General features: G+C 67.5%; 24 protein-coding genes and 1 pseudogene. 8 read left to right on the top strand and 17 right to left on the bottom strand.

What is annotated here, in order from left to right:
- Positions 1–251: 251 nt before the first annotated feature.
- Positions 252–845: an Rv1733c family protein gene (locus ACWEKS_RS04965; RefSeq protein ID WP_452338859.1), complete on the top strand. Its 594-nt coding sequence runs from the start codon at positions 252–254 to the stop codon at positions 843–845.
- 24 nt (positions 846–869) lie between these two features.
- Here ACWEKS_RS04965 and ACWEKS_RS04960 read toward each other — a convergent pair whose 3' ends face one another.
- The 4 genes from ACWEKS_RS04960 to qcrB are packed head-to-tail and all read right to left on the bottom strand — an operon-like array spanning position 870 to position 4,230.
- Entirely contained in the window at positions 870–1,787 is a 918-nt protein-coding gene (locus ACWEKS_RS04960) for a 2-hydroxyacid dehydrogenase (RefSeq protein ID WP_452338858.1), read from the bottom strand.
- Between the two features lie 52 nt (positions 1,788–1,839).
- Complete coding sequence (locus ACWEKS_RS04955; protein ID WP_354850676.1) at positions 1,840–1,992, bottom strand: hypothetical protein; 153 nt, start codon at positions 1,990–1,992, stop codon at positions 1,840–1,842.
- A 26-nt stretch (positions 1,993–2,018) separates the two neighbouring features.
- Entirely contained in the window at positions 2,019–2,489 is a 471-nt protein-coding gene (locus tag ACWEKS_RS04950) for a hypothetical protein (protein WP_452338857.1), read from the bottom strand.
- Positions 2,490–2,517: 28 nt separating this feature from the next.
- Positions 2,518–4,230 carry a cytochrome bc1 complex cytochrome b subunit gene (gene qcrB / locus ACWEKS_RS04945; RefSeq protein WP_452338856.1) on the bottom strand — a complete coding sequence of 571 codons (1,713 nt, stop codon included), beginning with the start codon at positions 4,228–4,230 and terminating at the stop codon, positions 2,518–2,520.
- A gap of 219 nt (positions 4,231–4,449) precedes the next feature.
- Here qcrB and ACWEKS_RS04940 point away from each other — a divergent pair, with 219 nt between their 5' ends.
- Complete coding sequence (locus ACWEKS_RS04940; protein ID WP_452338855.1) at positions 4,450–5,148, top strand: response regulator transcription factor; 699 nt, start codon at positions 4,450–4,452, stop codon at positions 5,146–5,148.
- Between the two features lie 105 nt (positions 5,149–5,253).
- Here the strand turns inward: ACWEKS_RS04940 and ACWEKS_RS04935 are convergent, their stop codons facing one another.
- Together ACWEKS_RS04935 and ACWEKS_RS04930 are read right to left on the bottom strand one after the other, a co-directional pair.
- Positions 5,254–5,919 (bottom strand): peroxiredoxin-like family protein, encoded by a 666-nt coding sequence (locus ACWEKS_RS04935; protein WP_452338854.1) that lies wholly within the window; start codon positions 5,917–5,919, stop codon positions 5,254–5,256.
- Positions 5,920–6,010: 91 nt separating this feature from the next.
- Positions 6,011–6,679, bottom strand: a complete 669-nt coding sequence (locus ACWEKS_RS04930; protein ID WP_452338853.1) for a TetR/AcrR family transcriptional regulator — start codon at positions 6,677–6,679, stop codon at positions 6,011–6,013.
- A 98-nt stretch (positions 6,680–6,777) separates the two neighbouring features.
- Here ACWEKS_RS04930 and ligD point away from each other — a divergent pair, with 98 nt between their 5' ends.
- A complete protein-coding gene (gene ligD, locus ACWEKS_RS04925) occupies positions 6,778–8,001 on the top strand; it encodes a non-homologous end-joining DNA ligase (protein ID WP_452338852.1) in 1,224 nt (407 codons plus the stop codon).
- A 178-nt stretch (positions 8,002–8,179) separates the two neighbouring features.
- Here the strand turns inward: ligD and ACWEKS_RS04920 are convergent, their stop codons facing one another.
- A complete protein-coding gene (locus ACWEKS_RS04920; RefSeq protein ID WP_452338851.1) occupies positions 8,180–8,737 on the bottom strand; it encodes a hypothetical protein in 558 nt (185 codons plus the stop codon).
- Positions 8,738–8,860: 123 nt separating this feature from the next.
- On the opposite strand from ACWEKS_RS04920, the gene ACWEKS_RS04915 reads away from it, so the two are divergent.
- The gene (locus tag ACWEKS_RS04915; protein WP_452338850.1) at positions 8,861–9,412 is read left to right on the top strand and encodes a PadR family transcriptional regulator; all 552 of its coding nucleotides are present in this window, start codon (positions 8,861–8,863) and stop codon (positions 9,410–9,412) included.
- Positions 9,413–9,544: 132 nt separating this feature from the next.
- Here the strand turns inward: ACWEKS_RS04915 and ACWEKS_RS04910 are convergent, their stop codons facing one another.
- The 4 genes from ACWEKS_RS04910 to ACWEKS_RS04895 are packed head-to-tail and all read right to left on the bottom strand — an operon-like array spanning position 9,545 to position 14,115.
- Entirely contained in the window at positions 9,545–10,990 is a 1,446-nt protein-coding gene (locus ACWEKS_RS04910) for a hypothetical protein (protein WP_452338849.1), read from the bottom strand.
- 1 nt (position 10,991) lies between these two features.
- Positions 10,992–12,080: a phosphotransferase family protein gene (locus tag ACWEKS_RS04905; RefSeq protein ID WP_452338848.1), complete on the bottom strand. Its 1,089-nt coding sequence runs from the start codon at positions 12,078–12,080 to the stop codon at positions 10,992–10,994.
- Positions 12,077–12,826, bottom strand: coding sequence for an SDR family oxidoreductase (locus ACWEKS_RS04900; protein WP_452338847.1), 750 nt, complete (start codon positions 12,824–12,826; stop codon positions 12,077–12,079). The genes ACWEKS_RS04905 and ACWEKS_RS04900 overlap by 4 nt, the downstream gene beginning before the upstream one ends.
- A gap of 29 nt (positions 12,827–12,855) precedes the next feature.
- Positions 12,856–14,115 carry an acyl-CoA dehydrogenase family protein gene (locus tag ACWEKS_RS04895; protein WP_452338846.1) on the bottom strand — a complete coding sequence of 420 codons (1,260 nt, stop codon included), beginning with the start codon at positions 14,113–14,115 and terminating at the stop codon, positions 12,856–12,858.
- A gap of 202 nt (positions 14,116–14,317) precedes the next feature.
- Here ACWEKS_RS04895 and ACWEKS_RS04890 point away from each other — a divergent pair, with 202 nt between their 5' ends.
- Positions 14,318–15,430, top strand: coding sequence for a PucR family transcriptional regulator (locus tag ACWEKS_RS04890; protein ID WP_452338845.1), 1,113 nt, complete (start codon positions 14,318–14,320; stop codon positions 15,428–15,430).
- 12 nt (positions 15,431–15,442) lie between these two features.
- On the opposite strand, the gene ACWEKS_RS04885 is transcribed toward ACWEKS_RS04890, so the two are convergent.
- Positions 15,443–16,141, bottom strand: a complete 699-nt coding sequence (locus ACWEKS_RS04885; RefSeq protein WP_452338844.1) for a TetR family transcriptional regulator — start codon at positions 16,139–16,141, stop codon at positions 15,443–15,445.
- A gap of 119 nt (positions 16,142–16,260) precedes the next feature.
- On the opposite strand from ACWEKS_RS04885, the gene ACWEKS_RS04880 reads away from it, so the two are divergent.
- Together ACWEKS_RS04880 and ACWEKS_RS04875 are read left to right on the top strand one after the other, a co-directional pair.
- Complete coding sequence (locus ACWEKS_RS04880) at positions 16,261–17,178, top strand: SDR family NAD(P)-dependent oxidoreductase (RefSeq protein ID WP_452338843.1); 918 nt, start codon at positions 16,261–16,263, stop codon at positions 17,176–17,178.
- A 195-nt stretch (positions 17,179–17,373) separates the two neighbouring features.
- On the top strand, positions 17,374–17,967 hold the full coding sequence (locus tag ACWEKS_RS04875; RefSeq protein WP_452338842.1) for a TetR/AcrR family transcriptional regulator: 594 nt from the start codon (positions 17,374–17,376) through the stop codon (positions 17,965–17,967).
- 54 nt (positions 17,968–18,021) lie between these two features.
- On the opposite strand, the gene ACWEKS_RS04870 is transcribed toward ACWEKS_RS04875, so the two are convergent.
- From ACWEKS_RS04870 to ACWEKS_RS04855, 4 genes and pseudogenes are all read right to left on the bottom strand, one after another.
- Positions 18,022–19,014, bottom strand: coding sequence for an NAD(P)H-quinone oxidoreductase (locus ACWEKS_RS04870; protein ID WP_452338841.1), 993 nt, complete (start codon positions 19,012–19,014; stop codon positions 18,022–18,024).
- A gap of 241 nt (positions 19,015–19,255) precedes the next feature.
- A pseudogene (locus ACWEKS_RS04865) lies at positions 19,256–19,846 on the bottom strand (aldehyde dehydrogenase family protein); the annotation flags it as partial.
- Positions 19,847–20,006: 160 nt separating this feature from the next.
- Positions 20,007–20,924 carry an acetoacetate decarboxylase family protein gene (locus ACWEKS_RS04860; protein WP_452338840.1) on the bottom strand — a complete coding sequence of 306 codons (918 nt, stop codon included), beginning with the start codon at positions 20,922–20,924 and terminating at the stop codon, positions 20,007–20,009.
- Between the two features lie 216 nt (positions 20,925–21,140).
- Positions 21,141–21,857: a type 1 glutamine amidotransferase domain-containing protein gene (locus ACWEKS_RS04855; protein ID WP_452338839.1), complete on the bottom strand. Its 717-nt coding sequence runs from the start codon at positions 21,855–21,857 to the stop codon at positions 21,141–21,143.
- A 620-nt stretch (positions 21,858–22,477) separates the two neighbouring features.
- Here ACWEKS_RS04855 and ACWEKS_RS04850 point away from each other — a divergent pair.
- A complete protein-coding gene (locus tag ACWEKS_RS04850) occupies positions 22,478–23,827 on the top strand; it encodes a hypothetical protein (protein WP_452338838.1) in 1,350 nt (449 codons plus the stop codon).
- A gap of 2 nt (positions 23,828–23,829) precedes the next feature.
- Here ACWEKS_RS04850 and ACWEKS_RS04845 read toward each other — a convergent pair whose 3' ends face one another.
- On the bottom strand, positions 23,830–24,597 hold the full coding sequence (locus tag ACWEKS_RS04845) for a hypothetical protein (RefSeq protein ID WP_452338837.1): 768 nt from the start codon (positions 24,595–24,597) through the stop codon (positions 23,830–23,832).
- Positions 24,598–24,694 lie beyond the last annotated feature (97 nt).

Below are 24,694 nucleotides of genomic sequence, written 5' to 3'. Positions count from 1 at the left end.
ACCCGCAGGCGCGCCGGGAGCTGCTCGCGCGGGAACGCCCGAGCAACTTCCGGCCGCCGCTGGACCGGGTCGTCGACCACTGGAGGTGCGCTTCGGCCGCCGATGTGTGTGTGACGTGGGATTTGGCTGGTCCGTGGCGGAGTCACGACGCGCTGACCTTGACGTTCGGCCGGTTGGTGGCGTATCGAATGGGGTAGAGCTACCTATGTAAGCGGTACGACGGCGCGTGGAGAGAGGCGGTCCAGGTGTCGATGCGTCCTTCGTTGCCGACTCGGCTCTGGCGGGTGCGGCCGTGGAACCGGAATCCGCTGCTGCGTGTCTCGGATCGGGCCGAGATGGTGCTGCGGGCGGTGGCCGTGGTGGTCGTGGCCGCGGCGGTGCCGGTGGCGGGGGCGGTGGGGAGCGTGAGCTATACCGGCGCGCAGGATCGGATCGCGGCGCAGGATGCGGGGAAGGTCAGGGTGACGGCCACCGAGACCGCGGATGCCGTGCGGCTGCCGGATTCGGATCATTACGCGGGCAATCAGGCGCGGTATCAGGCGCCCGTGCAGTGGAACAGCGACGGCAAGACCGAGACCGCCACCGTGGACGTGCCCGGGCCGGAGGTCGCGGGGGCCACGGTGACGGTCTGGATCAAGAACGGGCAGCCGACGCAGGCGCCCGCACGGCCGGGAGCCGCGGCCGCCGAGGGGATCGGGACCGGGCTCGCGGTACTGGTCGAGACGTGGTGTGCGGCCGCCGCGACCGTGTGGTTCACGGGCACGGTGTTCGACGCCAGACGCTATGCGCGCTGGGAGCGTGAGTGGCGTGGCATCAATCGGCCGATCGGGAAGGACACCCTGTAGCGGGGTGGGATCGGCTGCGCCGGTTCAGTATTCGCCGTTGATGAGGTTCTGTGGCGGCTCGCCCGCCAGGTAGCGTGCGATCTCCGCGGTGGCGATGGCCCAGCCGCGCTGCAGGTTTCCGCTGCTGCTGCCGCCGACGTGCGGGGTGAGCAGCAGGCCCGGTGCGTCCCACAGCGGGTGGCCGGCGGGCAGCGGTTCCGGATCGGTGACGTCGAGGATGGCGCGCAGCCGGCCGGATTGCAGTTCGGCCAGCAGGTCGTCGCTCCGCACCACGGGGCCGCGGGCGGCATTGACGAGAATCGCGCGGTCGGGCATGCGGGCCAGGAACGCCGCGTCGACCATGCCGATGGTGGCCGTGGTGACCGGAACCATGAGCACGACCGCATCGAAATGCGGGAGCAGGTCGGGGATTTCGCCGACGCCGTGCACGCCCTCCCGGGCCTGCGTCCCGACCAGTTCGACTGTGGTGTCGAACGGCAGCAGCATGCGGCGCAATTCCGTCGCCAGATCACCCGCACCGATGATCAGGATTCGCTTGCCGTGCAAGGTGTCCGTGCGGTGCTGGATCCAGCGGTGCTCGCGCTGGGCCACGGCGAATTCGGTGAATTCCCGGTAGACCGTGAGCAATCCGGTGATCGTCCACTCGGCGGTGCTCGCCCCGTGCGCACCCCGGGCCGTCGAGATCATCACCTGATCCGGCAGCTCGCCCACCCAGGCCTCGGCGCCCGCGGTCAGCAGCTGCACCAGCCGCAGCTTCGGCAGCGACCGCGCCAGCGCCAGGCTCTTCGGCCGGCCGGCCAGGAAGGCGGGCACCAGCACCTCCGCCGCGTCCGCCCCGGCGGGCAGCGGCGCGCCGAGGGTGTAGCGCACCGGCCGCGCCCCCTCGAGCCGGGAGATCGTCGCGAAACCATGGTCGTCGGGAACCAGCACCGTCACCGTCATGTCAGCGACGCTAGCCGACCGGGCGAATCCCGGTCGGTGCAGTCGGTTCCGATCAGTATCGGGGATGGGCGAGGTAGCGGGCGGGTGCGCCCAGCAGCCAGCGGATCAGCGCCACGGTCAGCACGATGATGCCGAGGGCGGTGAGGGCCGGGGTGGCGATGAGCCAGCCCGCGTCGAGCAACGCGAGGCCGAGCACGGCGAGCATTCGATTGTCCTCTGCGGACCGGAGTCCTATTTGGCGGCGGATTCGGTTTTCGCGGGTGTCCCCGGACGGTTGAGGAAGCGGTTGACCGACCAATTCGGCTTCGCGAATACACGTTTCGGCGTCGTCTCGGCCATGGGAACCGCCTGCTTTCGGGGCTGCTTCACGTTACGCGCCGCCGTGGCCGCCGGTGCCGGTTTCGCGAGTTCCTTTCGCGCCGCTGCCATCTCGCGCCGCGACCGGCGCAGCTCGCGCCGCGCGACCGTGCCGCGCCGCGACGTGGTCCAGATTCCGGCCAGCGTGAGGATGAATCCCGCCGTGCCGATCGCGCCGATCAGGATTCCGTAGGCGAACAGCAGCCCGGCGGATCCGTGATAGGTGTGGTCGAAAACGGCGAAGCCATTGGGAAGCGCATGTGCACCACCGCTGTTGGCCTGGATCCCGGCCACGCCCACGGTCACAGCACCCAGCAGAGCGATGAGCCCGATGATTGTGAACATAGTGGGGCAATGCCCGTTCATCCGCTGGTCAAACCCCGGACCGGTGGGTTGTCCGGCGAGTCCCGTCCGCGGAGTCTGTCGGCACACGGCCATCCGGTGTCCCGTCCGTGGACTGTTCCTGTGCCGTGATGCGCTGCTGGTAGGTCCGTAGGACTGTCAGCTGGGCCGATTCGGCGGCGTGGTCGGCCTGGCGGAGGGCCGCGACTTGGTCGGGTGGGTCGGCGACGAAGAAGCTGCCGCTGCCGGGTCTGCCGGCGATCCCGAGTCGGTTCATCTTCTTCGGCACCGGTGCGCCCTGGTAGTCCAATGGGATTGGGTGGCCGTGGTCGTCGACGGGGCCGAGTGCTTGGTGCAGCTCGATGTATTCGCCATGGGGGAGGCGACGAATAACGCCGGTTTCGATGCCGTGCTCGAGTACGGTCCGGTCGGCTCGCTGCAATCCGACGCAGATCCGGTAGGCGATGAAGTAGGCCAGCGGCGGCAGCAGCAGGATGCCGATGCGTCCCGCCCAGGTGGTTGCGTTGAGGGAGATGTGGAACTTGTAGGCGATGATGTCGTTGGCGCCCATCAAGGTCAGGATCACATAGGTGGTGATGGACATGGCACCGATGCCGGTGCGCACCGGCACATCCCGGGGACGTTGCAGCAGGTTGTGGCGGGCGGTGTCGCCGGTGAGGCGCTTCTCGATCCACGGATAGACGATCAGCACCGCGAAGATCAGGCCCATGATGAGGGCGACCCAGAATGCGGCGGGGATGGTGTAGCGGCCCAGATACAGTTCCCACGGTGGCATGGTGCGGGCCAGACCCTCGGTCCACATCATGTAGAAGTCCGGTTGCGATCCCGCCGACACCTGGGAGGGGTTGTAGGGGCCGAGGTTCCAGATCGGATTGATCTGCAGCAGGCCGCCCATGAGTGCCAGCGCGGCCAGCGTGAACGCGAAGAACGCGCCCTGGTCCAGGGAGAAGACCGGCACGATCCGAGTGCCGATCACGTTGCGTTCGGTTCGTGCCGGACCGGGGTATTGCGTGTGCTTCTGATACCAGACCAGGGCGATGTGAGCGGCGATCAGGGCGAGCATGATGCCGGGGATCAGCAGCACGTGGGTGATGAACATGCGGGGCACGATGATGTCGCCGGGGAAGTCGCCGCCGAAGAGCATCCAGTGCAGCCAGGTGCCGATGACGGGCAGGCCCATCGTGATGCCGCCGAAGGCCAGCCGCAGCCCGGTGCCCGAGAGCAGATCGTCGGGCAGCGAATAGCCGAAGAAGCCCTCGAACATGGCCAGGATCAACAGGATGGCGCCGATCACCCAGTTGGCCTCGCGTGGTTTGCGGAACCCGCCGGTGAAGAAGACGCGGAACAGGTGCACGATCATCGAGGCGACGAACAGCAGTGCGGCCCAGTGGTGGACCTGACGGATGAACAGGCCGCCACGGACTTCGAAGGAGATGTTCAGGGTGGATTCGTAGGCCCGGGACATCGTGACTCCGCGCAGCGGCTGATACGGCCCGTTGTAGACCACGTCGGTCATCGACGGATCGAAGTACAGCGTCAGATAGACGCCGGTCAGCACCAGGATGATGAAGCTGTACAGGGCGATCTCACCGAGCAGGAACGACCAGTGCGTGGGGAAGACCTTGTTGATCGACCGTTTGATGAACGCCGCGAGACGATAGCGCTCGTCGGCCGCGTTCGCCTGGACGGCGAGGGCGGATGTGTGGCGTCGGATCCGTGCCATGACCGGTCTCCTTGGGCATGCCGGGCGGCGTCCGCCCGGCAGATCGTGACATCACGCCTTGTCGATCTTGGTCTACGCCGCGAAGATGAAGCATTCATGAAGATCAACTCGCTGCGTTCCGGAGGCGCGGTGTGGGCGTGGTCATGAACGGGATGGACTTTCGTGCCGGGGTTGCCCGGCGTTGCCGATGCCGAGAGTGCGGGCGGGAGGTTGATCCATATGCGGGTGCTGGTGGTCGAGGACGACCCGAAGATGGCGCGGCTGCTGCGGCGTGGGCTGACCGAGGAGGGGTACGCCGTCGATGTCGCGGCGGATGGACCCGATGGTTACGGTGCGGCCGCCAGCCGCGCCTACGACGCGGTCGTGCTGGATGCGATGCTGCCCGGATTCTCGGGGTTCGAGGTGTGCCGGCGATTGCGGAACGAGGGCATCTGGGTGCCGGTGCTGATGCTGACCAAGCGCGGCGCGGTGCGCGACCGGGTCACGGGCCTCGACGACGGTGCCGACGACTTCCTCACCAAACCGTTTCATCTCGACGAGCTGTTCGTCCGGTTGCGGGCCCTGATCCGCCGCGGTCCGGTCCCGCGACCGGCGGTGCTGCGGGTCGGCGATCTTCGCATCGATACCGCGGCACGACGATGCTGGCGCGGTGACGCTGAAATCGTGCTCACCGCAAAGGAATACGCACTGCTGGAGATGTTCGCGCGGCAGCCCGGCGCGGTGCTGACCCGGGAACTGCTCACCGAGCACTGCTGGGATTTCGCCTACGAATCGCGCTCCAACGTCGTGGACGTCCATATCCGCGGGCTACGGGAAAAGATCGACCGTCCGTTCGGCGTGATATCGCTGGAGACCGTGCGCGGCGCGGGATATCGGCTGCGTAGCGACGGCGGCCGGATAGGAAGTCCCACAGCATGATTCGCCGCCGGCCTATCCGCATCAAGCGCACCGTCGCGTTCCCCCGGTCATGGCGGCGGTGGGGTACGCCTGCAGACCGATCCCGCGCAGGATCGGTGCGGGCAGTCAGTCGAGAATGTCGAGTGCGGTGAGGATGTCGGTGGTTTCGGTGCGGGTGGCGTAGTTGGGGTGGACGTCGATCCAGCGAATTGTTCTGTCGCCGTCGATGACCAGCACCGTCGGCATCGGCAGGCCGTATCCGTTGTCGGCGTTGAATGTCGGCAGATCCAGGCCGAGGCTTCGCTGGGCTTCGCGGACCCGGTCGGTGGGTGCGGTGAGGACGCCGAGTGCTCGGGCGATCTGGTTCCCGGGATCGGAGAGCACGGTGAAGGTCAGGTCGTTCTTCTCCGCCATGGTCAGCGAGCCGTCGGGCTTCTGCGGACTGAGTGCGATCAAACCGATGCCGCGCTCGGTCAGGGTCGGCGCCAGTTGCTCTTCGTATGCCCGTAGAGCCAGGTTGCAGTAGGGGCACCAGGCACCGCGGTAGATGACGAGGACCGCCGGCTTCCCGGCGAGGGCCGCGTACAGGCTGGTGGGGTTGCCGTGCACGTCGAGGAGGTCGGCGTCCGGCATCGCGGTTCCCGCCTGTGCGACGCCCCCGGGGACCCCGTCACTGGCGAGGCCGGCCTGCTCGGCGCCGAAGGCGGCCAAGGCGCTCTCGGGGATCTGGCCGGCCATGGACTGGTGCATGAGCTCGACGCGCTGGGCGATGGTGGTGTTCGTGCTGGTCACATCCGTCCCTTTCCAGGCAGTGGAAGCGAGGAGGCAAGCACCCGGCTTATTCGGCCCGGTGCTCGGCGAAAATGGATTCGCTGCTCCAGTCCTACCTAGAAGAGATTGGAATATCAATGCCACTTTTCTGCGCGCCGTCCGAGGCGGGCCGGGTGCGCGACGCGATGTGGTCGATCATCGTGTCCAGGGCGATTTCCAGTGGCGCGGTGTCGCGTTGCAGCTGGGTCAGCAGCAGCGCGCCCTGCAGCGCGGCCAGGGTGGTGGTGGCAAGTTTGTCCGGGTCGGCGGCGGGATCCAGGCGACCGGCCTCGGCCATGGACCGCAGCCCGGACCGAACCCCGGATTCCCAGCGACGGAACGCGGTGGCGACATCGGCGCGGGCAGTGGAATTGATCTCGGCCAGTTCACTACCCAGGGAACCCAGGGGGCAGCCGCCCCGGCAATGCATCCGCCGCTGGTGCGCGACGAGGAAGTCGCGCCAGGCCCGGAAACCGTCGATGGTGTCCAAGCGGGCGAACATGGGTTCCTGCCCGCCGACGACGGTGTCGCTCTGGTAGGCGATCACCGCGCGGATCAGTGCGTTCTTGTCGGTGAAGTAGTGGTAGACCTGCGAGTTGCTCACCCCGGCGGCATCGCGTACGTCCTCGACGGTGGTCGCGGCGACACCGTGCTCGAACATCAACTGCGCCGCCGCCACCACGATCCGTTGCCGCGTCTGCTCGCCCTTCGGTGTCAGGCGCCGTGGCTTCGTGCTGCTCATGACCTTCACGATATCGCACTTTCTGGAATTGACATTCCATTTTTGTCAGCACTCGATTGGCCTGATAGAGCCAAATTCTTCCATCGAGGGAGATCGTCATGAAGAACCTGCAGGCGCGGTACGGGCCCTATGCCGCGTCGCGCGCAGGCGATCTTGTTCGGACAGCTGATCGGCCGCGTCAGCGCCAGCCACTGACAACCCACATTGGCCTCGCGACACACGATTTCGTGGGTGCGAGGTCGGCTGCTTCGAGGGCTGGGCGAGTGCCTTCGTCGCTGAGAGCACTTGAAAAAGCCTGCCGGAAGGTATTATTCGAGCAGCTGTCAAGACGCAACGTTCGAGTTCGCGAGAGGACCGGCGATGGCAGTGAGACGGAGGTGACCGGGCTGCCGCGGTACGCGCCGATGCTGGCCACGGCCGGCGTGGTTCCCCACGATGACGCGAGATGGAACTACGAAGTCAAGTTCGACGGCATTCGCGCCATCTGCTACGTCAGCGATGGTCTGCGGCTGATGTCCCGCAACGACAAGGACATCACCGCGGCCTGGCCGGAACTCGCCGCGCTCGGGCCCTCGAGCCCCGCCTTCGTCGTGGACGGCGAAATCGTTGCGCTCGCCGAGGACGGACGATCCTCCTTCGAAGCGCTTCAGCCGCGGATGCATCAGCGCAACCCGGCCATGATTCGATCCCTGGCCACTACGACCCCGGCCACCTACATGATCTTCGACCTGCTCCACGTCGGTGATCGCTCGCTGATCGACCTGCCCTACCGGCAGCGGCGGGAATTACTCGAACAACTCGACCTACGCGGACCGCACTGGCAGACACCACCCCGCCTGCAGGGTCCCGGTGCGGCGGTGCTCGACGAATCACGACGCCTGCGGCTGGAAGGCATCGTGTGCAAACGCCTCGACGGTCCCTATCTGCCCGGGCGGCGCAGCCCGCTCTGGATCAAGGTCAAGAATGTCCGTGATCAGGAAGTCGTCATCGTCGGCTGGCGCCCGGGCGCCGGGCAGCGGGCCGGTCACATCGGCTCACTACTGATGGCAGTTCGCGACGACACGGGCGAACTCACCTACATCGGTAACGTCGGCACCGGCTTCACTCAGGCAACACTCGACGACCTGAGTGCGAAACTCCAACCGCTGCAACGCGACACGCCTTCCGTCGCGGCTCCCGTGCCCGACGCGGTTTGGGTCGAACCCGAACTCGTCGGCGAGGTGACCTTCACCGGCTGGACCAGCGATGCCCGACTCAGGCATCCATCGTGGCGTGGATTGCGGTTCGACAAGAACCCACGCGAAGTCCGCCGAGAGCCGTAGCGCCGCATGGGCTGTCGGGTTGGAGGCCGCGCGCCGGGGCGAGCCGGTTCTGGTCGCCGATGCCGAGCCGATGACGGTGTTCGGCGTCAGCGTGCAGACCGCCGCGGCCGCGCGGCTGTGGCGCGTGCACCCGGGTGGTGTACCGCCCGGGTGCATGAGCGAAGGGATTGCCGGCGGGCTAGGCGGCGGATGGATTGGTGCGCTGGGCCGCGGCCTGCGCATGCGCGCTGTAGCGGATCGTGAACACGGCTGGGATCGCGAAGGCCGCGACCTGGACTGCGGTCCGCGGGCCATCGGTGTGTGCCAGCACTGCGAGGGCGATGCACCCGATGGTGAAACTGACGGTCCACGCGGTGGTGATGACGTAATTGACGCGGATGAACTCTGGGTTCGACCACAGTGCCGGCGGCGTCGACTGCTTGGCGATCGGCAGGGTGAACGGCGTGCCGACGAGCATCGAAATACCCGCGACGAGCATCAGGACACCACTGGAAATCGCAGGTGAGTACGGGTGCAGTGGAGTGTTGGGGTCGGTGAACGCGAGGATCGTCAGCGCGATGAAGAACACCGCTGTGCCGATGTCGATGACCATCGCGGTGACATCCCGCCCGGCCCGCAACAGCCGGGCGATCTCGATCAGCGACAGGCACGCGGCGATCAGGGCGGCCCACTGCCAATGGTGTGCCGGCACGACCGCATAGACGATCCAGGGGGCGAAAGTACGCAGGTAGGACATGACTGGCTGGCTCCTCGGAGATGTCACTTCGATATGTTGGATGCGGATAGTCCGGTACCGGAATGTCAGCCAATAGTGATATTCCGGTGCCGACATGTCAAGACCGCAATATAGACTGGCGGCATGAGCCTCAGACATGCCCTGCTGGGCCTGCTGGCGGACCGGCCGGCCAGTGGCTACGACCTGCTGCAGCGGTTCGCCGGATCGCTGGACAGCGTGTGGTCCGCATCGCAGACCCAGGTGTATACGGAGCTGACGAAGCTCGCCGGCGAAGGCTTGATCACCGCCTCCGAAGAGGGTCCACGCCGGCGCAAGGAATACGCGCTCACCCCCGCCGGGGACGCTGAACTCGAGAACTGGCTCGTCGCATCCGAATCGAAGACGCCCGCGCGGAACGAGATGCTGCTGCGGGTGTTCTTCCTGGGCTTCCTCTCCCGGCGCCAGGCTCTGGACCATCTCGCCGGCATCGAGGAGCGATCCCGGGCAGGACAAGACGAACTGGCGGCGATGGAGCGCGCGACCGAATGGTCCGGCGACGATTTCTCCGCCAACGGGCGACTGGCCTTGGAGTGGGGGCAGCGCTTCTGGACGATGAACCGAGAATGGGCGCAGTGGGCACAGGAGCAGATCGCCGCACGGCAACCACCCGAGTCCGGGGAAACTCCCATGCAATGACCGTTCGTGTGAACCTGGGCCGTCACGACAGAGCGCCTCATCACGCACAGCCGTGCACGAAACCGTCAGCGCCACAACGTCACAGGTCCAGTGGTCGCCGCTGACACCGATCTCGCGAGACAGCGCAGAGGGTCAGCGTTGTGGCCCCGGGCGCAGGGCTCCCAGCAAGGCGGCGAAGCCGAGTGCGGATCTGGGTTCGTAGGCGGCGCGCCACAATCCGCCGTGCAGTGCCTGGTCGCTGAACAGCGCTTCCGGGTGCGGCCGCGGTGTCGGCGGCCGGTGCAGGTCGTGGACCAGCAGGGCGGCCATCAGTACGCGGCAGGTGTCGGGTTCGAACACCTCGACCCGGAAGTGGTGCGCGCCCCCGTAGGCGGCAGCCAGTGCGCGATTCTTGGTGACCGAACAGGTCCACGACGCGGGCGCGACATTGAACGAGACGAGCTGACCGTCGCGTTCCGCGGTGATGCCGCGCCAGCGCTGGAGGCGTTTGGCCAGCGCATAGCTGGGTCCCTGCTGGGGCACGAGAACATCGGCGAGCCCGGTCCCGTCCTCGTGTGTCGTGGCATACGGCGGTCGGAAGAGCGTGCCTCGCGATACCGAGCGGGCCACGCTGTCCAGGTATTTCGGCCACCCGCGTCCACGCCATGCGCTCACCCCGGCGTCCACGACCTCGCGAGGGACGACGAAGGCGTCGGTGGGGGTGGCGAGGTAGGCGAGCGCGGTCCGCGCATCGAGCCCGGACAGATAGGTGGCCAGGAGGTCGGCGGCCATTGTGATACGGACGTGCGCGCCGCGATCGGCATAGGCGTACATGCCGAGAACCAGTGGCAGCTCATGGCTTTCGGCGGTCAGCCAGGTACTCAGCTCGGGCAGCTCGGTGGCCAGGTCCAAGCCCGGAGTGCCGTCGGGGCGCAGCGGCCACCGGACCGTGCCCGCGCCGCTGCGGGCGGTTTCGCCGATCCGCTGCCACAGATCACGGCCCGCCACATCGACGGCGAGGATGTCGGCACCCCACGCGGACAGCGTGGTCAGCGGGCTGAGCTCGGCCCCGGCGCCCAGCAGCACGATGCTGCGGCCGGGCACCGACAGCCACTGCGGATTGGCCACCACCCGGCCGATGGCCGCGCGGAACGAGGGTTCGGCGACACCCTCGGCAACCCAGCTGTCGAGTTGCCCGAGCAGATCGGCGCCGCTCAGCTGTCGGCCGCGGTAGGGAATCCGTAGCTGCGTCACCGGGCGGTTGCGGCCGGTGACGGTGGCCGTATCGGCTTGCCAGACCGCACCGGTCGCGAGATCCAGGTCGGACAGCGGAATATCCACCGTGCCCTTGCGCCAGACCATGTTTCGTCGGGCCGATGTGAGTCCCCGTGCCGCGACCGCATGCGCGACCTCCGAACTTCCCGCCGAGGCGCTGGTCAGTTCCGCGAGCAACGCGGCGTAGTCGGTGCGCCACGCCCGGTTTCGACGAATCCGCGGCACCAGCTGAGGCGCGGCCGGGTGCGCGGCATCGGCCAGGATCCGGGTCAGGGTCGGGGTGGTGGGGCGTGCGCCGGACGCCTCGGGAAAGTCGACGGTCATGTCACCTGTTCCTGTGAATGATCTTGCGGCAGCGGCGTTCCAGCAGGACGGCGGCGAGCCCGAAGAACCGGAATGCCGGATTGGTGGTCTGCCTGTGGTGGTACCGGAAGTAGATCTGCTGGCAGATGACCGCCAGCCGGAACAGGCCGAAGACCTCGTAGAAGGCCCATTCGCGATCGGTGAGACCGATTCCTGTTCGCCGGCAGTAGTATTCGACGACCTCTCGGCGCGTCAGCATGCCGGGGGTGTGGGTGGGCTGGCGACGGAAGAACTTGAACGCCCGGCCGTCGTCCTGCTGGACCCAGTACGCGAGCGCGCTGCCGAGGTCCATCAGCGGATCCCCGATGGTGGCCATCTCCCAGTCGAGCAGCCCGATGGGCCGGGTCGGATCGGAGTGGTCGAGGACGATGTTGTCGAAACGAAAGTCGTTGTGGATGAGCACGGCCCCGCGATCGGGCGGCTGATCGGCGGCCAGCCATGCCATCACCGATTCGAACGAACCCACATTCCAGGTCCTGGCCCGGCGGTAGCGCTTCGACCAGCCCGCCACCTGGCGGGCGACGTAGCCGGGCCCCTTCGACATCCAGCTCAGTCCCGCCGCCTCGGGATCGATCGTGTGCAGATCGACCAGGACGTCGAGAACGTTCGTACACAGCTTGCCGACTTGCAGCGTGGTGAGCTCCAGGTCCGGGGGGAACTCCTTGCGGGGGATGATGCCGTCGAGCCGTTCCATCAGATAGAAAGGGGCCCCGAGAATTTCGGGGTCCTCGCACAGCGCGACGGTCGACGGCGCGTAGTCGAACACCGGCCCGAGCGCGGTCTGCACGCGGTACTCCCGGGCCATGTCGTGCGCCCCTTCGCCGTGCCGCCCGGCCGGGGGCCGCCGCAGAATGAGGTCGCGGCCCGGGTACTCCAGCAGGTACGTCAGATTCGAAGCGCCACCGGAGAACTGGCGCACCGCGGGGATACCGCTCAGTGTTTCGTCGGCGACCTGAGTACGTAGCCAAGCGGCCAGTGCGTCCACGTCGAAGGCGTCCTCGGACCGCACCTGTCGGGCCTCCGTCCGCGTCGGGCCGGGAGTCGACGTCATGTCAGCTTCCTCACGATCGACAGGGGCAGCACCTTCATGGCCACCGCGAGCGGAACCCACGGCCAGCTCGGGACATACGCGACGGCTCGGCGAGCCTCGATGGCGGCGACCATGGACGCGACACCGGGCACCGTGTCGACCATGAATGTGGTGCGGTCCGCGGCCGCGGCATTGATCTCGGAGCGGATGTATCCCGGCAGAATCAGCGAAATATCCACGCCGGGAATGCGTTCGGAGCGCAGTCCCTCGGCCAGCGCCGCCACCCCGGCCTTGCTGGCCGCATAGACGGTCATCGAGCGCCGCATCCCCCGCACCGCCGAGAACGACGAGATCAGCACCAGATGGCCGCGCTGTTGCGCACGGAAGATCTCCAGCGCGTGTTCGCTCTGCGCCAGCGCGCCGACGAAGTTGGTCATCGCCGTGGTGCGGTTGGCTGCGGCGCCGCCGGTCCCCAGCGCCGCGCCCAGACCACTGCCAGCATTGACGATGACCCGATCGATGGTCCCGAACGCCGCGCGGAAGACTCCGAGAGTAGCCCGCACGGCGTCGTCATCGGTGACATCGAGGGCCGCGATCTCGACCCGGACGCCCGGATGGGCCTCGGCGAGTTCATCCTTCAGTGCGGTGAGCCGATCGACACGCCGTGCGCACAGCCCGAGGTCGTACCCCCGCGCGGCGAACTGGCGCGCCATCTCCTCGCCCAGACCGGAACTGGCTCCGGTGATGATGATCGTGCCCTTGCTCATGGAATGTGGTCTCGCTTTCTCGGGTTCTCTCATCGGCGCTCGGCGTATTTGGCGAGTTCGACACGTCCGACTAGGTCCAGGTGCACCTCGTCGGGCCCGTCGGCCAGCCGGATCGCCCGCGCGGCCGTCCATGCCGCGGAAAGCGGGAAGTCGTCGGATATGCCTGCGCCGCCGTGGATTTGCATGGCGAAGTCGATGACGTCCTGCGCGACCGCCGGCACATGCGCCTTGATCTGGCTGATCTCACTGAGCGCACCGAACGCGCCGACCGTGTCGAGTTTCCATGCGGCATTGAGCACCAGCAGCCGTGCGGAGTCGATGGCGATGCGCGCCTTGGCGATCCGCTCGCGGTTGCCGCCGAGGTTCGCCAACGGTTTTCCGAATGCGGTGCGATCGAGAGCGCGACGGCAGGCCGCCTCGAGGGCGGACTCGGCGAGTCCGATCAGGCGCATGCAGTGGTGCACGCGGCCGGGACCCAGCCGCCCCTGCGCGATCTCGAAGGCCCGGCCGGGGCCGAGCAGGATATGGGACGACGGCACATGAACATCGGTGAACGAGACTTCGCCGTGCCCGAAGGGCTCGTCGTATCGCCCCATCGTGGGCAGCATCCGCTCGACGCGGACACCGGGGGTGTCGCGGGGGACGATCACCATGGTGTGCCGGCGGTGCTTACCGGCGTCCGGATCGGTCAAACCCATGAAGAGAATGACCTGGCAGTCCGGATGGCCGATGCCGGTGGTCCACCATTTCCGGCCGTTGAGGACGACCTCGTCTCCGTCGAGCACCGCGGTGGCCGCCATGTTCGTCGCGTCCGAGGACGCGACGCCGGGTTCGGTCATCGCGAACGCCGAGCGAATCCTGCCGTCGAGCAGGGGCTCCAGCCAGCGATCGCGCTGAGCCTGATCCCCGTACTGCAACAGGACTTCCATGTTTCCCGAATCGGGTGCGTTGCAATTGAATACGTGCGGGGCCAGGAACGATCGCCCGGTGACCTCGGCGATCGGCGCGTAGTCGGTGTTGGTCAGGCCCGCACCACCGTCGGTGCCGAATCGTGCGGCGTACTCACCCGCGTGCGCGGCCGGCAGGAACAGATTCCACAGGCCCTCCGAACGGGCCTTGGCCCGCAACTCGGCCAGGATCGGCAATGGGTGCCACGGATCCCCACCCGCGTCGCGCACCGCGGCGAGCTCCCGGTGATACCCGGGCTCGACGGGGAGGATCTCGTCGTCCACGAAACGGCGTACGCGCTCGACAAGATCGGCGGCGCGAGCGCTGGGTGCAAAGTCCATGACTCCTCGACTTCCTGAGGCAAGATGTGCATATGCCATTCTGGTGGGGTCCGAATATCGATTGAATGGGCATGAGAACCCCATTGGGTGTGCATATGCATACGGGTGAGCTGACGAGGAACTCGCGATGGTGATGAACACGGACCGGCCGGCGGTTCCGCTCGGGCCGGGCCGGAGGGAAACCGCCGCCCGGATAGGGTCGATGATCTCCGCAGCCGACCCGGAACTGCGCCAGATCTCGGCGGACCTCACCCGCCTGTACCGCGACAGCATTCCCGTCTATGACCAGGTCGACCCCGACTCGATCGAGCAGAACACGCGTGCCGTGCTCGAGATCGCGGTCCGTCACCTGCGCACGGACCTGGCGCAATCGAGTTTCGATGAGCTGGCCGCCCTCGCTCGCGTGTGGGCCGACCAGCAGATCCCGCTCGAACTCGTCGCACACAGCATCCAGATCGGGGCACGCCGGATATTCGCGATCGTCCGTGAACGCGCGGTCGCCGCCGAGATACCGGCGGCCGAGATCGACGCCATGCAGGACCTCATGTGGGAGTGGGCAACCGCCTCGGCCACCGCGGTGCACATGGTCCTGCAGGACCGCGCCATCGACGGCGCCACCCGGCGCGCGGACTTCCTGCGCCGTCTGGTCGACGGCAGCCTGTCCCCTTCGGCGATCGCCGCCGAGGCCGGGCACCACCGGGTGGATCCGGATCACCGCTACCACGTCGCCTATGTCGCCTGGGATGAGACGAAATCCGCCTCCGAACTCCTCGCTTACCTGCGCGCACGCGGATCGACGTCGAAACTGCCGGTCGTCGACACCGTCATCGACCGCCATCTGGTCGCCCTGCTCCCGCACACACCGGACGACCCGCCCCCGGCGGGGACGGTCGCCCTGGGGCCCTCGGTGCCGCTGACCGAGGCTCCGCTGTCCTATCGCCACGCCCGCCAGGCCCTCGACCTCGCCGCCCGCAACGATCGGACCGGGCTGGTCGATCTGGCGACGCTGGGCCCGCTACCGTTGCTCGCGTATCCCGACGAGGCGGTCGACGTGCTCGCCGCGAAGCACCTCGCGCCGCTGTTGCGTCACAGCGCGGGCGCCGAGGTGGCCGCCACGGTGGAGGCGTACCTCGACTGCGACCGTCGTATCGACGAAACCGCCGCGAAGCTCTACCTCCACCGCAATACCGTCCGAAACCGGTTGCTGCGCTTCGCCGAGATCACCGGCCTGAACCTCGACCGCACCGACGATCTGATCGTGGCCTGGTGGCTGCTCACTTACCGCAGGAACCGCGAATCGGGGATCGGCGCATAACGCCCGGAGTCTTCATTTCGGTTCGCGCGGACGATATTTCGAGCCGTTCGGACGATGCAGAACACCGGTCATCAGTGTCGCCAGGGATTCTTCGAGCGCGGCGCACACATCGATGCGAAGTGCGGCCAGGCCGGGGTCGGCATCGTAGGCCGCCACCGTGCTCGGCGAGGGCCGGGCATGGGCGTACAGCCCTGCGACCATGGCCACGCCCATCAGGCAGATCGTCAACGCCTTGTCGCCGAGTTCCGGCACCACTTGACGGACACGGTCGGCAAGGATGGTGAGGTTCTCGAGGGTGGAGCGCTTGTATCGAACGACCACGTCGACCGACACATTGTGCTCGAGCACGCCCGCCTGCGCGCTCACCAGATCGGAGAACGCGGTGTGGTCCTGCAGCGAACAACTGAGGACAGCCGCGAGCCGATCGATCCGTTCCTCCACCGGCAGGTGCGGATCGATGGCGTCGGGCAATTCGTCCGCCAACTCGGCAAGCCACCGGCGGAACCCCCGATCGAGCAGTTCGAGCAGAATCTCCTCGCGAGATTCGAAGTAGCGCAACACATTCGATTTCGCCAACCCGACGCGGCGGCTGAGCGCGTTGAGGGTCAGATCGGCGACCGGCATGTCATCGAGCATGGCCGCGGCGGTATCCAGAATCGTGCTGCGGCGCACCTCCCGCTGTTCCTGGGTGCGCGCTCTCTGGAATCCCACGCACCGATGGTACCGACCACCGTTTCATTGACTAGAGACCGGCGGTCTCTTACTGTGGGTCCTAACCGGTTAAGAGACCGGTGGTCCTTAATTCGATTGATTCCCGCAGCGGAGGAACCATGGCGCACAAGTGGACCGAGAACGATGTCCCCGAACAGCAGGACCGGCTCGCGGTCGTCACCGGAGCCAATACCGGACTGGGCTTCGAGACCGCCCGCGTGCTGGCGGCGCACGGAGCGTCGGTGGTGCTGGCGGTCCGTGACGTCGAGAAGGGCAAACAGGCCGTTGCCCGGATCACCGAAATCGTGCCCGGCGCGCGCCTGAGCGTGCTCGCCCTCGACCTGGCCTCGCTCGAATCGGTCCGCGCGGCCGCCGCGGAGCTGCGCGCCGCGCATCCGAGGATCGATCTCCTGATCAACAATGCCGGCCTGATGTACCCGCCTCGGCAGAACACAGCGGACGGATTCGAGCTGCAATTCGGTACCAACCATCTCGGGCACTTCGCCCTGACCGGGCTGGTCCTCGACCTGTTGCTGAAGACCCCGAACTCCCGGGTGGTCACGGTGGCAAGCCTCGCGCATCGCCTCCGCGGCAAGATCCATTTCGACGACCTGCAGTGGGAGCGGTCCTACGACCGGGTCGCCGCGTACGGCCAGTCCAAGCTGGCGAACCTGATGTTCACCTACGAACTGCAGCGCCGACTGACCGCGCACGGCGCCAACACCATTGCGGTCGCCGCGCATCCGGGCGGCTCGAACACGGAACTGATGCGCAACTCCCCGGCCGTCATTCGGTGGCTCGCACCGGCGGTGGCCCCGCTGGTCACACAGAGCCCGGCGAGGGGCGCGCTGCCCACACTGCGTGCCGCCACCGATCCGGGTGTGCTCGGGGGTCAGTACTACGGCCCCGATGGCCTCGGAGAGGTCCGGGGATATCCGCGAGTCGTGGCCTCCAGCAACCGATCTCACGATCTGGCCGCGCAGCGGCGGCTGTGGGCCGTCTCCGAACAGCTGACCGGCGTCACCTTCGAGGTCTGACCGGCGACATCGCGGGTGTGGCGGGCTGGTTCGCGCGCCGTGCTTCCAGGTGCCGGGTGCGGCGGCGCAGTGCGCGAGCCTGCACATCCTGATCGGCGGCCAAAGCCAACGTCGGGCTGACATGGACCGGCGGGTGTGCGGGCGCGAACGCCAGGATGAGATGTAAGCGCTGTCAACACTTGTTAAATTGGTTCCATGGCAACGTCGAACGCGCCGTATCACCACGGCGATCTGCCCAGCGCGCTGGTGCGCGCGGCTGTGGAACTCCTCGAGGAAGGCGGTGCGGGTGAGCTTTCGCTCCGCGCCGCCGCGCGGCGGGCAGGCGTGTCGACCGCCGCGCCGTACCGTCACTTCGCCGATCGCGATGCCCTGCTGTCCGCCGTTGCCGCCGTGGGTTATCGCGAACTGACCGCGCAACTGGTCGCCGCGGCCGCCGCGCCGGCCACTGCCGCGGACCTCGCCGAGATCGCGGTCGCCTACGTGCGGTTCGCCCTGACGCGGCCCGGGCTCTTCCGGGTGATGTTCTCCGAGCCGTGCGATCCCAGCAGCCCGGAACGGGTGGCGGCGACCACCGCGATCCACGAGTACGTGAAATCGATTGTGCGGCAGATTTTTCCCACAGCCAGCGAGGAAGACCTGGCGACGGCGCTGTGGGCGTTGGTCCACGGCCTGGCCTTCCTGTACCTGCACGGCAAGTTCGAGGCCGATTCCGTCGAAAGCCGCGTCCGGAGCGCCGTTTTCGCGGCGCTCGACGCGACGGTCACGTCCAGCGAGCCCTCGGGCGCCTGATCCGGGCCGCGGGTGTGCCGAGGCGACCGGGCTCGCCGGCGGGGGAGGGGCGCCTCAGGGCTTGCGCACCTGCAGCAACACCTTGCCCACGGTATCGGCGGAATCCAGTAGCGGGTGCGCTTCGGAGGCATCGTGGATGGGCACCACGGCGGACACGACCGGCGCGATGGTGCCCGCGGAAATCAGCGGCCACAGCCGTCGGCGCACGTCGGAAATGATCTCGGCCTTGGATCCGAGGCCGTATTCGGGACGGCGACGCAGGTTCGTCACGTGAACCGAGGCCCGTTTGCTCAGCATCACACCGAGATTCAGCTCGGCGACCGCCCCATCCTGGAGGCCGATGATCGTGAGGTCGCCGTCGGTGGCCAGGGCGTCCACATTGCGTTGCAGGTACCCGGCGCCCATGATGTCGAGGATCACGTCGGCGCCGCCGTACTCCTCGGTCACGACGGTGACGAAATCCTGATCGCGGTAGTTGATCAGGGTGTTCGCGCCGAGTTCCCGGCAGCGATCCAGCTTGAACTGCGAACCGGCGGTCACCGCGACGCGGGCGCCCAGCGCCCGGCCCACCTGGATCGCGTGCGTGCCGATGCCGCTGCCGCCGCCGTGGACGAGCAGCGTCTGGCCGGCGCGAAGACCGGCGGTCATCACCACATTCGACCACACGGTGGCGGCCGCCTCGGGGAGCGCGGCGGCCGCGGTGAGGCTCACTCCGTCGGGCACGGGCAGCAGCTGCGTGGCGGGGACGTTGACCCGTTCGGCATAGCCGCCGCCGGACAGCAGCGCGCAGACCGCGTCGCCCGGCTTCCAGTCCTGCACGTCGGTGCCGACCTCGGCGACGATGCCGGACACCTCCAGGCCGAGAATGTCGCTGGCCCCCGGCGGCGGCGGGTAGAGGCCGTAGCGCTGCATAATGTCGGCGTGGTTCACTCCCGCGGCCACCACGTCCACTGTCACTTCCCCCGGGCCGGGGGCCGGTAGGTCGTCCACCTGCGACCACTTCATGACCTCCGGACCGCCGTAGCCGTCGAGTGTCACCGCGAACATGTCATCCCCTTTCGGTCACCGTAATGTGTACACTGCTTACATTACTCTCGAAATTAGCGCCGTCAACATTCGAGCCGTGGATCACGATCCGGGTGCGCACCAGCCGTGGCCTGTCCATCACCGCGCGGGCCCGCCCCGCCAGTGGACGATCTCCAGGCCGAACGCTTTGGCGGGTCTTCGGGGCCGAAAAGTGCTGGCCGAGATGTCGATCGACGCCTCGGCCAGCGCTCTTGCGGGGGATTCAGTGGGCTCCAACCCTTTTCAGCACCTTCAGCAGGACCGTCAGCATCGCTGCCCAGGCCCGCTCCGAGACACCGGACGGCGCTGTGAAGCCGAGGAGGCGCTGGTGGGCAACCGTTTGCGGCTCCGTGTATTTCAGCAGGCCGTCGGCGCCGTGGCGGCGCCCGAGTCCGGAATCGCCCATGCCGCCCATCGGCGCGTCGACGCTACCCCAGGCGGCTGCGTAGGCGTCGTTGACATTGACGGTGCCGGTGTGGATGCGGGCCGCGACCGCCCGGCCCTTCGCGCCGTCACCACTCCAGACACTGGCATTGAGACCGTAGGCGCTGGCATTGGCCAGCGCGATCGCCTCGTCCACGTCCCGGTAGGGGTAGATCGACACGAACGGGCCGAAGGTCTCGTGGTCGTAGAGCGTCATGTCCGGGGTGACACCGGTCAGGATGGTCGGTTCGTAGAAGAGCGGCCCGAGATCGGGGCGTGCCCGGCCACCGGCGCGCACGGTCGCGCCCTTGGCGATCGCATCCTCGACATGGGCGGTGACCGTGTCGAGCTGGGACCGGTTGGTCAGGCACCCGACATCGGTGCTGTAGTCGCGGCCTTCGGCCGGCGGTAGCTGGAACAGAAACAGCGGGGTGTCGGTGGCCTTCGCGAACTCGACCGCCTCGGCTTCGAGCACCGGCTTGATTTCCGTCATCGCACTCTCCTTCTGGTCTGGTGTTCTCGGATTCCGGATGTACCGCGTTCCGGGACAGTCAGCGCCGGGCCGGGACCGAGGTCGGGACCGGCATGTGCAGGGCGAGTTGCCCTTCGGTGATCACATCGAGTCGAACGGTCTTGATCGGTGCGAGCGATCGCAGGTCCTCGGACAGGCGGCCGCGGCCCAAGGTCAGATCGACATTGCGGGGCAGGCTCACGCTGCCGGCCGACAGCACATTGGTCTGGCTCAGCGTCGAATGCCACGCGCCGGCGATCGAGGTGTACGAGGTGAGCGTCGAAACACGATCTCCGCTGCGGTATTCGGTCTGGGCGGGCGTGGCGACCGAGAGCGACAGGTCGGTGTTGCCGCTGTCGTCGGCGACGCGTGCCGTGGTGCGGGTGGCGTCGATGTCGACGTCGATGTCGGTGACCCACTTGGGAAATCCGTAGCCGTCGTGCCCGCGGACCTGGGCGATATGGGTGTTCACCGGCAGCGACAGCACATAGGAATCGAGGTGATCGTTGTCGAGTCCGGCGAGGAGGTCGACGAATCCGAGCCGGCCGTGCCGGGCCGGCCGGACGGCGACCCCGACGGCGGCTTCGGTGTAGAAGTCGATGTCGCACACGTCGTATCGGAAGAACATGACCGAGACCAGGCCGATTCCGGGCGCGATCTCCAGCGGCGCCAGCTCCTCCGGCAGGCGGGAACGGATCGCGCGCGACGGGGCCAGCATGGTCAGCCGCGCACTCGACATGCGGTAGTAGAAGTTCGGGGTGAAGGTTTCACCGATCCGCGAGTCGACCTTGACCTTGGGTAGCTGCCGGAAGAAATCCACACTGCTCACCCGGGGATCCCGCGCCACCTCGTCCAGATCGGTGTCCATCCGGAACCGGTCGTACAGACCGCCTCCGGGCACGGTGACCAGGTGGCCACCCAGATCGACCTCGACGGTGCTGAGTTGAGTCGGTGACATCGGTGTACTTCTCTCGCTCGCTTGGTATGTGGCGGACCGACGTTAACCGCGAATGTTAGCAGTGTCAACACTGGGGTCTGGGAATTCCGGCCGATCTCGGCGCGGCCGATCGGCGCCCCGTGTTCCATGACGGGACGACTCTCGGACGCGCCACGCTCAACGGCATGCCACGGCCGAAATCACTTCGGGGGCAACGGGTATCGGCCCGTCATGAGCTCATCTCGAGGACTGCGTCGCACCGATGTCGGCGACGAGTCGCTGTGCCAGATCGGCCGAAGACTGCGGATTCTGGCCCGTGTACAGATTCCCGTCGACCACGACGTACGGCCGCAGCGGCAGCCTCGCCTTGGCGTAGTCGGCGCCCAGTTCCTTCAGTTTGTCTTCGAGCAGCCACGGGGCCTTCCGGGCGAACCGGTTGAGCAACTCCTCCCGGTTGGACAACCCGGTCATCCGGCGGCCGGCGAAGGGCGATGTTCCGTCCGGCGCGGTCGCGGCCAGGATGGCCGCGGGGGCATGGCACAGCAGCGCGAGCGGGCGGCCGGATGTCAGCCGATGACTCAGCAGCGCACCCGAGGTCTTGTCGTAGGCGAGATCCTCCATCGGGCCGTGCCCGCCCGGGTAGAACACCAGGTCGAAGTTGTCCGCATCGACGGCATCGAGGGGTTCCGGCGTGGCCAGGACATCCGCGATGCTGTCGAGGTAGCGCTCCACCTCACGGCGCTTCCATGGCATCCCGCCGGCGATTCCGATGCTGAGCCGATCGAGCGTCGGAGCCTTGCCGCCCGGCGTCGCGACGGTGATGTCCCATCCGGCCTCGCTGAAGGTCCGGTGCGGAACTGCCACCTCCTCTGCCCAGTACCCCGACGGATGTGGCGTTCCGTCGTTCAATGTCCACCGGTCAGCGGCAGTGATAACGAACAGCACCTTCGTCACGCTCTTTCCTCCTGATGCGTTGTTCTGCAGACGGACAGGGCACCGGCGGCCGCGGTGGGACGAGATCGGTAGAGCATCGATCAACTCGACACGCACCGCCGAAGCGACGAATGCCGCCACCGAATGTATTCACCGCTAACATTAGCGGCGACGTTGCCTGCCGTCAATGGTGTTGACAGCGCTCACATGGCAGTTCAGCGTCATGTTGACACTGAATACCTTCCTGAAACAGGGAGACGACCGTCGTCTCGGACATCGCTTGACAGGAGACCTGATGGCTTGGGCCGCAGAGCAACTCGCTACCCCGGCCTGCCACCCCATGCGGAATTGGGTATGAGGTATTCGTCGCGGAGGTGGGTCGGGCGAGCGCTGCTTCCGCACCTGTGATCGCCCCGTGCGACTGGGTACGCATGTCACTTCCCGAACTCGGAGAATTCGCATCCTAGATGCGGGGAATGCGAGTCGTCTCAATTCCGTGAACCATGGGATGGATCGCATATCTGATCGACCGCATGCGCTGACGTGATGCCGGGGCGATCGCTACCATCGCGGGAGGGCACCACATCGCCGATGCCATCGAGTGCGGGATCGACCAGCGCAGGACCGAGGCGGAAATTCTCATGGAGGCCGCTGAATCCGATCGCCCACTGGGCGAGAGCGAGCGCGAGGAACTCACGCGGTTGCGGGAACTCGCGGCGCATCGCGATGCTCCCAGTGCCGGCGACCCGGCCGGTGCCCGGACCGGGCGCGAACACCGCGGCGCACTGCGCTGGACGGCCACGGTCGTGCTGCTGGCCCTCGTCGCCGTCCTGGCCATCGGCTCGGTACTCGCGCGATTCGCCCACGGCGAAGTGCTCGACACCGACCGTTACGTCCGGATCGTCACGCCGCTGGGGGCCGATCCGGCGCTGCAGAGCGAGCTGGCCGACCGGATCACCGACGCGATCATGGATCGTGTCGACGTCGAGGCCATCACAGCCCAGGCGCTGGCGGCGATCACCGAGAACAACCCTCGGGTGCCCGCCGCGTTTGTCGGGGTCGCCCCGCTGGTCGGCAAGCAGGCGCGAGACTTCGTGCGGGACACGGCGACGTCCGTCCTCGCGTCGGATGAGTTCGAAGCCCTGTGGATTCAGGCGAACCGGCAGGCGCACACGGGCATTGCCGCTGTTCTCACCGGCCATGCCCATGCGGCAGTCGGCATGAGCGAGGACGGCACCGTGAGCGTGTCGCTCGGGCCGATCATCGACAGGGTGCGGACCGTGCTGACCGAAGAAGGCTTCACCTTCGTCGAGCAGGTGCCGGCCATCGATCGGTCCTTGGTGCTGTTCCGTTCGCCGGAACTGGTCAAGGCGCAGTGGTGGGTGTCGTTCCTGGACCGGGCCGACCGGGTGGCGCCGTGGCTCACCGTGCTCCTGGCGGCCTGCGCCGTCTGGGTCGCGCCGAAAGGCGCACGCCGGCAAGCGTTTTCCTGGGTGGGGGTGGCGCTGGCGCTGGCCATGGCGGCACTGGCGGTAGCCATCGGCATCGCACGATCGGCGTACCTGGACGCGGTGCCCGCCGAGGTGATGACCCCGCCAGCGGCCGCGACGGTGATCGATGCCTTTCTCGTGCCATTGCGGACCACTGTGCGCGCGGTGTTCACGGCCGCCGTGGTGATCGCGCTCGCCGGCTTCCTCAGCGGGCCCTCGAGATCCGCGGTCGCGGTGCGAGAAGGCTACAACCGGGCCCTCGCCGCGGTGCGGTCACGGCGAGACGGCCGCGATCCACAGGCGATCGAATCCGCCGTGGGCCGGTTTCGCCGCCCGCTCCTGGGCGGCATCATCGCCGTCGCGGTGATCGCCCTCGTCTTCTGGCGGTATCCGACGGGGCTGGTCGTCATCGGGACAGTGCTCGTCACCATCGCCGCTCTGCTCGCCGTGGAACTGGTGGCCGGACCGAGGCCCGTTCGACGCGACCGAGCCCACCGCTGAGCTCACGCGCCGGTCGCCGGGGCCCGGTGCCGCAGATAATGCCCGACGGCTGTGTCGTCCGATGCGACGGCCTTGACGATCGCTGCCGCACCCACGATCACCACCGACATCACGAAAAGCCAACTGACAGAGGTGAAAGCGAGCCCCCACGGCCCGAAGTGCCGCTGGGCTTGCGCCGTTATGCGTGGCAGCACGATACGAGCGACCACGTGCACCGCGGTCAGCCCGACCGCGGTCAGCACGCCGGTCGTCCAGAGCACCCGCCCGGTCAGCGCGCCCTTGGTGAGCAGGAACGGCGCGAACGCCCACACCAGGGTCCACACCGCGACCTCACCGAGCAGCGCGAGCGGCTGCCCCGCCACCCGAATCTGGGTCAGATCACGGGTCTGCTCGACGAGCGCGGTCGACAACGCCACCGCGAGCAGCGCGGTCAACCACCGCCAGGCATCCCGCGGCCCCATCGACGGCACCCGCCACACCGCCCCGTAGACACGGCCGAGGGCCCGAGCGAACGAGGTGCCACTGAGGATGATCATCAGCAGCCCGACCACACCGAACGCGGTCAGTGACCGATCCGATGACGTGGCCGCATCCCCGGCGTGCAAGACGGCGGGGTCGAAGCCGAACTGATCGCGAATGGTGTCGGTGGTCGGTTGCCAGCCGCTGAACGCCGACGCGGCGATGATCACCGGAAGCACCGAGGTGAAGATCTGCGCTGCCAACGCCAGTGCTCGATCGACGAGCTCGATCTCGACGAGGGTTCCGGCCACGCGCCATGCTGTCCGGCCGACAGGTGTGGCGCGTAACCAGCGGATAGCGACCCCGGCGCGCGCCGCGGATGCTCGCAGAGCCGCCGATGGCCGGGAT

The sequence above is a fragment of the Nocardia sp. NPDC004711 genome (assembly GCF_053601595.1).
The sequence above is the reverse complement of the archived record's forward strand: the minus strand, read 5'-3'. Positions and strand labels throughout refer to the sequence as shown.

What these genes read in the sequence shown, in the direction of transcription:
- ACWEKS_RS04965 (WP_452338859.1), top strand. Translation starts at nt 252, where the DNA reads ATGCGTCCTTCGTTGCCGACTCGGCTCTGGCGGGTGCGGCCGTGGAAC.
- ACWEKS_RS04960 (WP_452338858.1), bottom strand. Translation starts at nt 1,787, where the DNA reads ATGACGGTGACGGTGCTGGTTCCCGACGACCATGGTTTCGCGACGATC.
- ACWEKS_RS04955 (WP_354850676.1), bottom strand. Translation starts at nt 1,992, where the DNA reads ATGCTCGCCGTGCTCGGCCTCGCGTTGCTCGACGCGGGCTGGCTCATC.
- ACWEKS_RS04950 (WP_452338857.1), bottom strand. Translation starts at nt 2,489, where the DNA reads ATGTTCACAATCATCGGGCTCATCGCTCTGCTGGGTGCTGTGACCGTG.
- qcrB (WP_452338856.1), bottom strand. Translation starts at nt 4,230, where the DNA reads ATGGCACGGATCCGACGCCACACATCCGCCCTCGCCGTCCAGGCGAAC.
- ACWEKS_RS04940 (WP_452338855.1), top strand. Translation starts at nt 4,450, where the DNA reads ATGCGGGTGCTGGTGGTCGAGGACGACCCGAAGATGGCGCGGCTGCTG.
- ACWEKS_RS04930 (WP_452338853.1), bottom strand. Translation starts at nt 6,679, where the DNA reads ATGAGCAGCACGAAGCCACGGCGCCTGACACCGAAGGGCGAGCAGACG.
- ligD (WP_452338852.1), top strand. Translation starts at nt 6,778, where the DNA reads ATGAAGAACCTGCAGGCGCGGTACGGGCCCTATGCCGCGTCGCGCGCA.
- ACWEKS_RS04920 (WP_452338851.1), bottom strand. Translation starts at nt 8,737, where the DNA reads ATGTCCTACCTGCGTACTTTCGCCCCCTGGATCGTCTATGCGGTCGTG.
- ACWEKS_RS04915 (WP_452338850.1), top strand. Translation starts at nt 8,861, where the DNA reads ATGAGCCTCAGACATGCCCTGCTGGGCCTGCTGGCGGACCGGCCGGCC.
- ACWEKS_RS04910 (WP_452338849.1), bottom strand. Translation starts at nt 10,990, where the DNA reads ATGACCGTCGACTTTCCCGAGGCGTCCGGCGCACGCCCCACCACCCCG.
- ACWEKS_RS04905 (WP_452338848.1), bottom strand. Translation starts at nt 12,080, where the DNA reads ATGACGTCGACTCCCGGCCCGACGCGGACGGAGGCCCGACAGGTGCGG.
- ACWEKS_RS04900 (WP_452338847.1), bottom strand. Translation starts at nt 12,826, where the DNA reads ATGAGCAAGGGCACGATCATCATCACCGGAGCCAGTTCCGGTCTGGGC.
- ACWEKS_RS04895 (WP_452338846.1), bottom strand. Translation starts at nt 14,115, where the DNA reads ATGGACTTTGCACCCAGCGCTCGCGCCGCCGATCTTGTCGAGCGCGTA.
- ACWEKS_RS04890 (WP_452338845.1), top strand. Translation starts at nt 14,318, where the DNA reads ATGATCTCCGCAGCCGACCCGGAACTGCGCCAGATCTCGGCGGACCTC.
- ACWEKS_RS04880 (WP_452338843.1), top strand. Translation starts at nt 16,261, where the DNA reads ATGGCGCACAAGTGGACCGAGAACGATGTCCCCGAACAGCAGGACCGG.
- ACWEKS_RS04875 (WP_452338842.1), top strand. Translation starts at nt 17,374, where the DNA reads ATGGCAACGTCGAACGCGCCGTATCACCACGGCGATCTGCCCAGCGCG.
- ACWEKS_RS04870 (WP_452338841.1), bottom strand. Translation starts at nt 19,014, where the DNA reads ATGTTCGCGGTGACACTCGACGGCTACGGCGGTCCGGAGGTCATGAAG.
- ACWEKS_RS04860 (WP_452338840.1), bottom strand. Translation starts at nt 20,924, where the DNA reads ATGTCACCGACTCAACTCAGCACCGTCGAGGTCGATCTGGGTGGCCAC.
- ACWEKS_RS04850 (WP_452338838.1), top strand. Translation starts at nt 22,478, where the DNA reads ATGGAGGCCGCTGAATCCGATCGCCCACTGGGCGAGAGCGAGCGCGAG.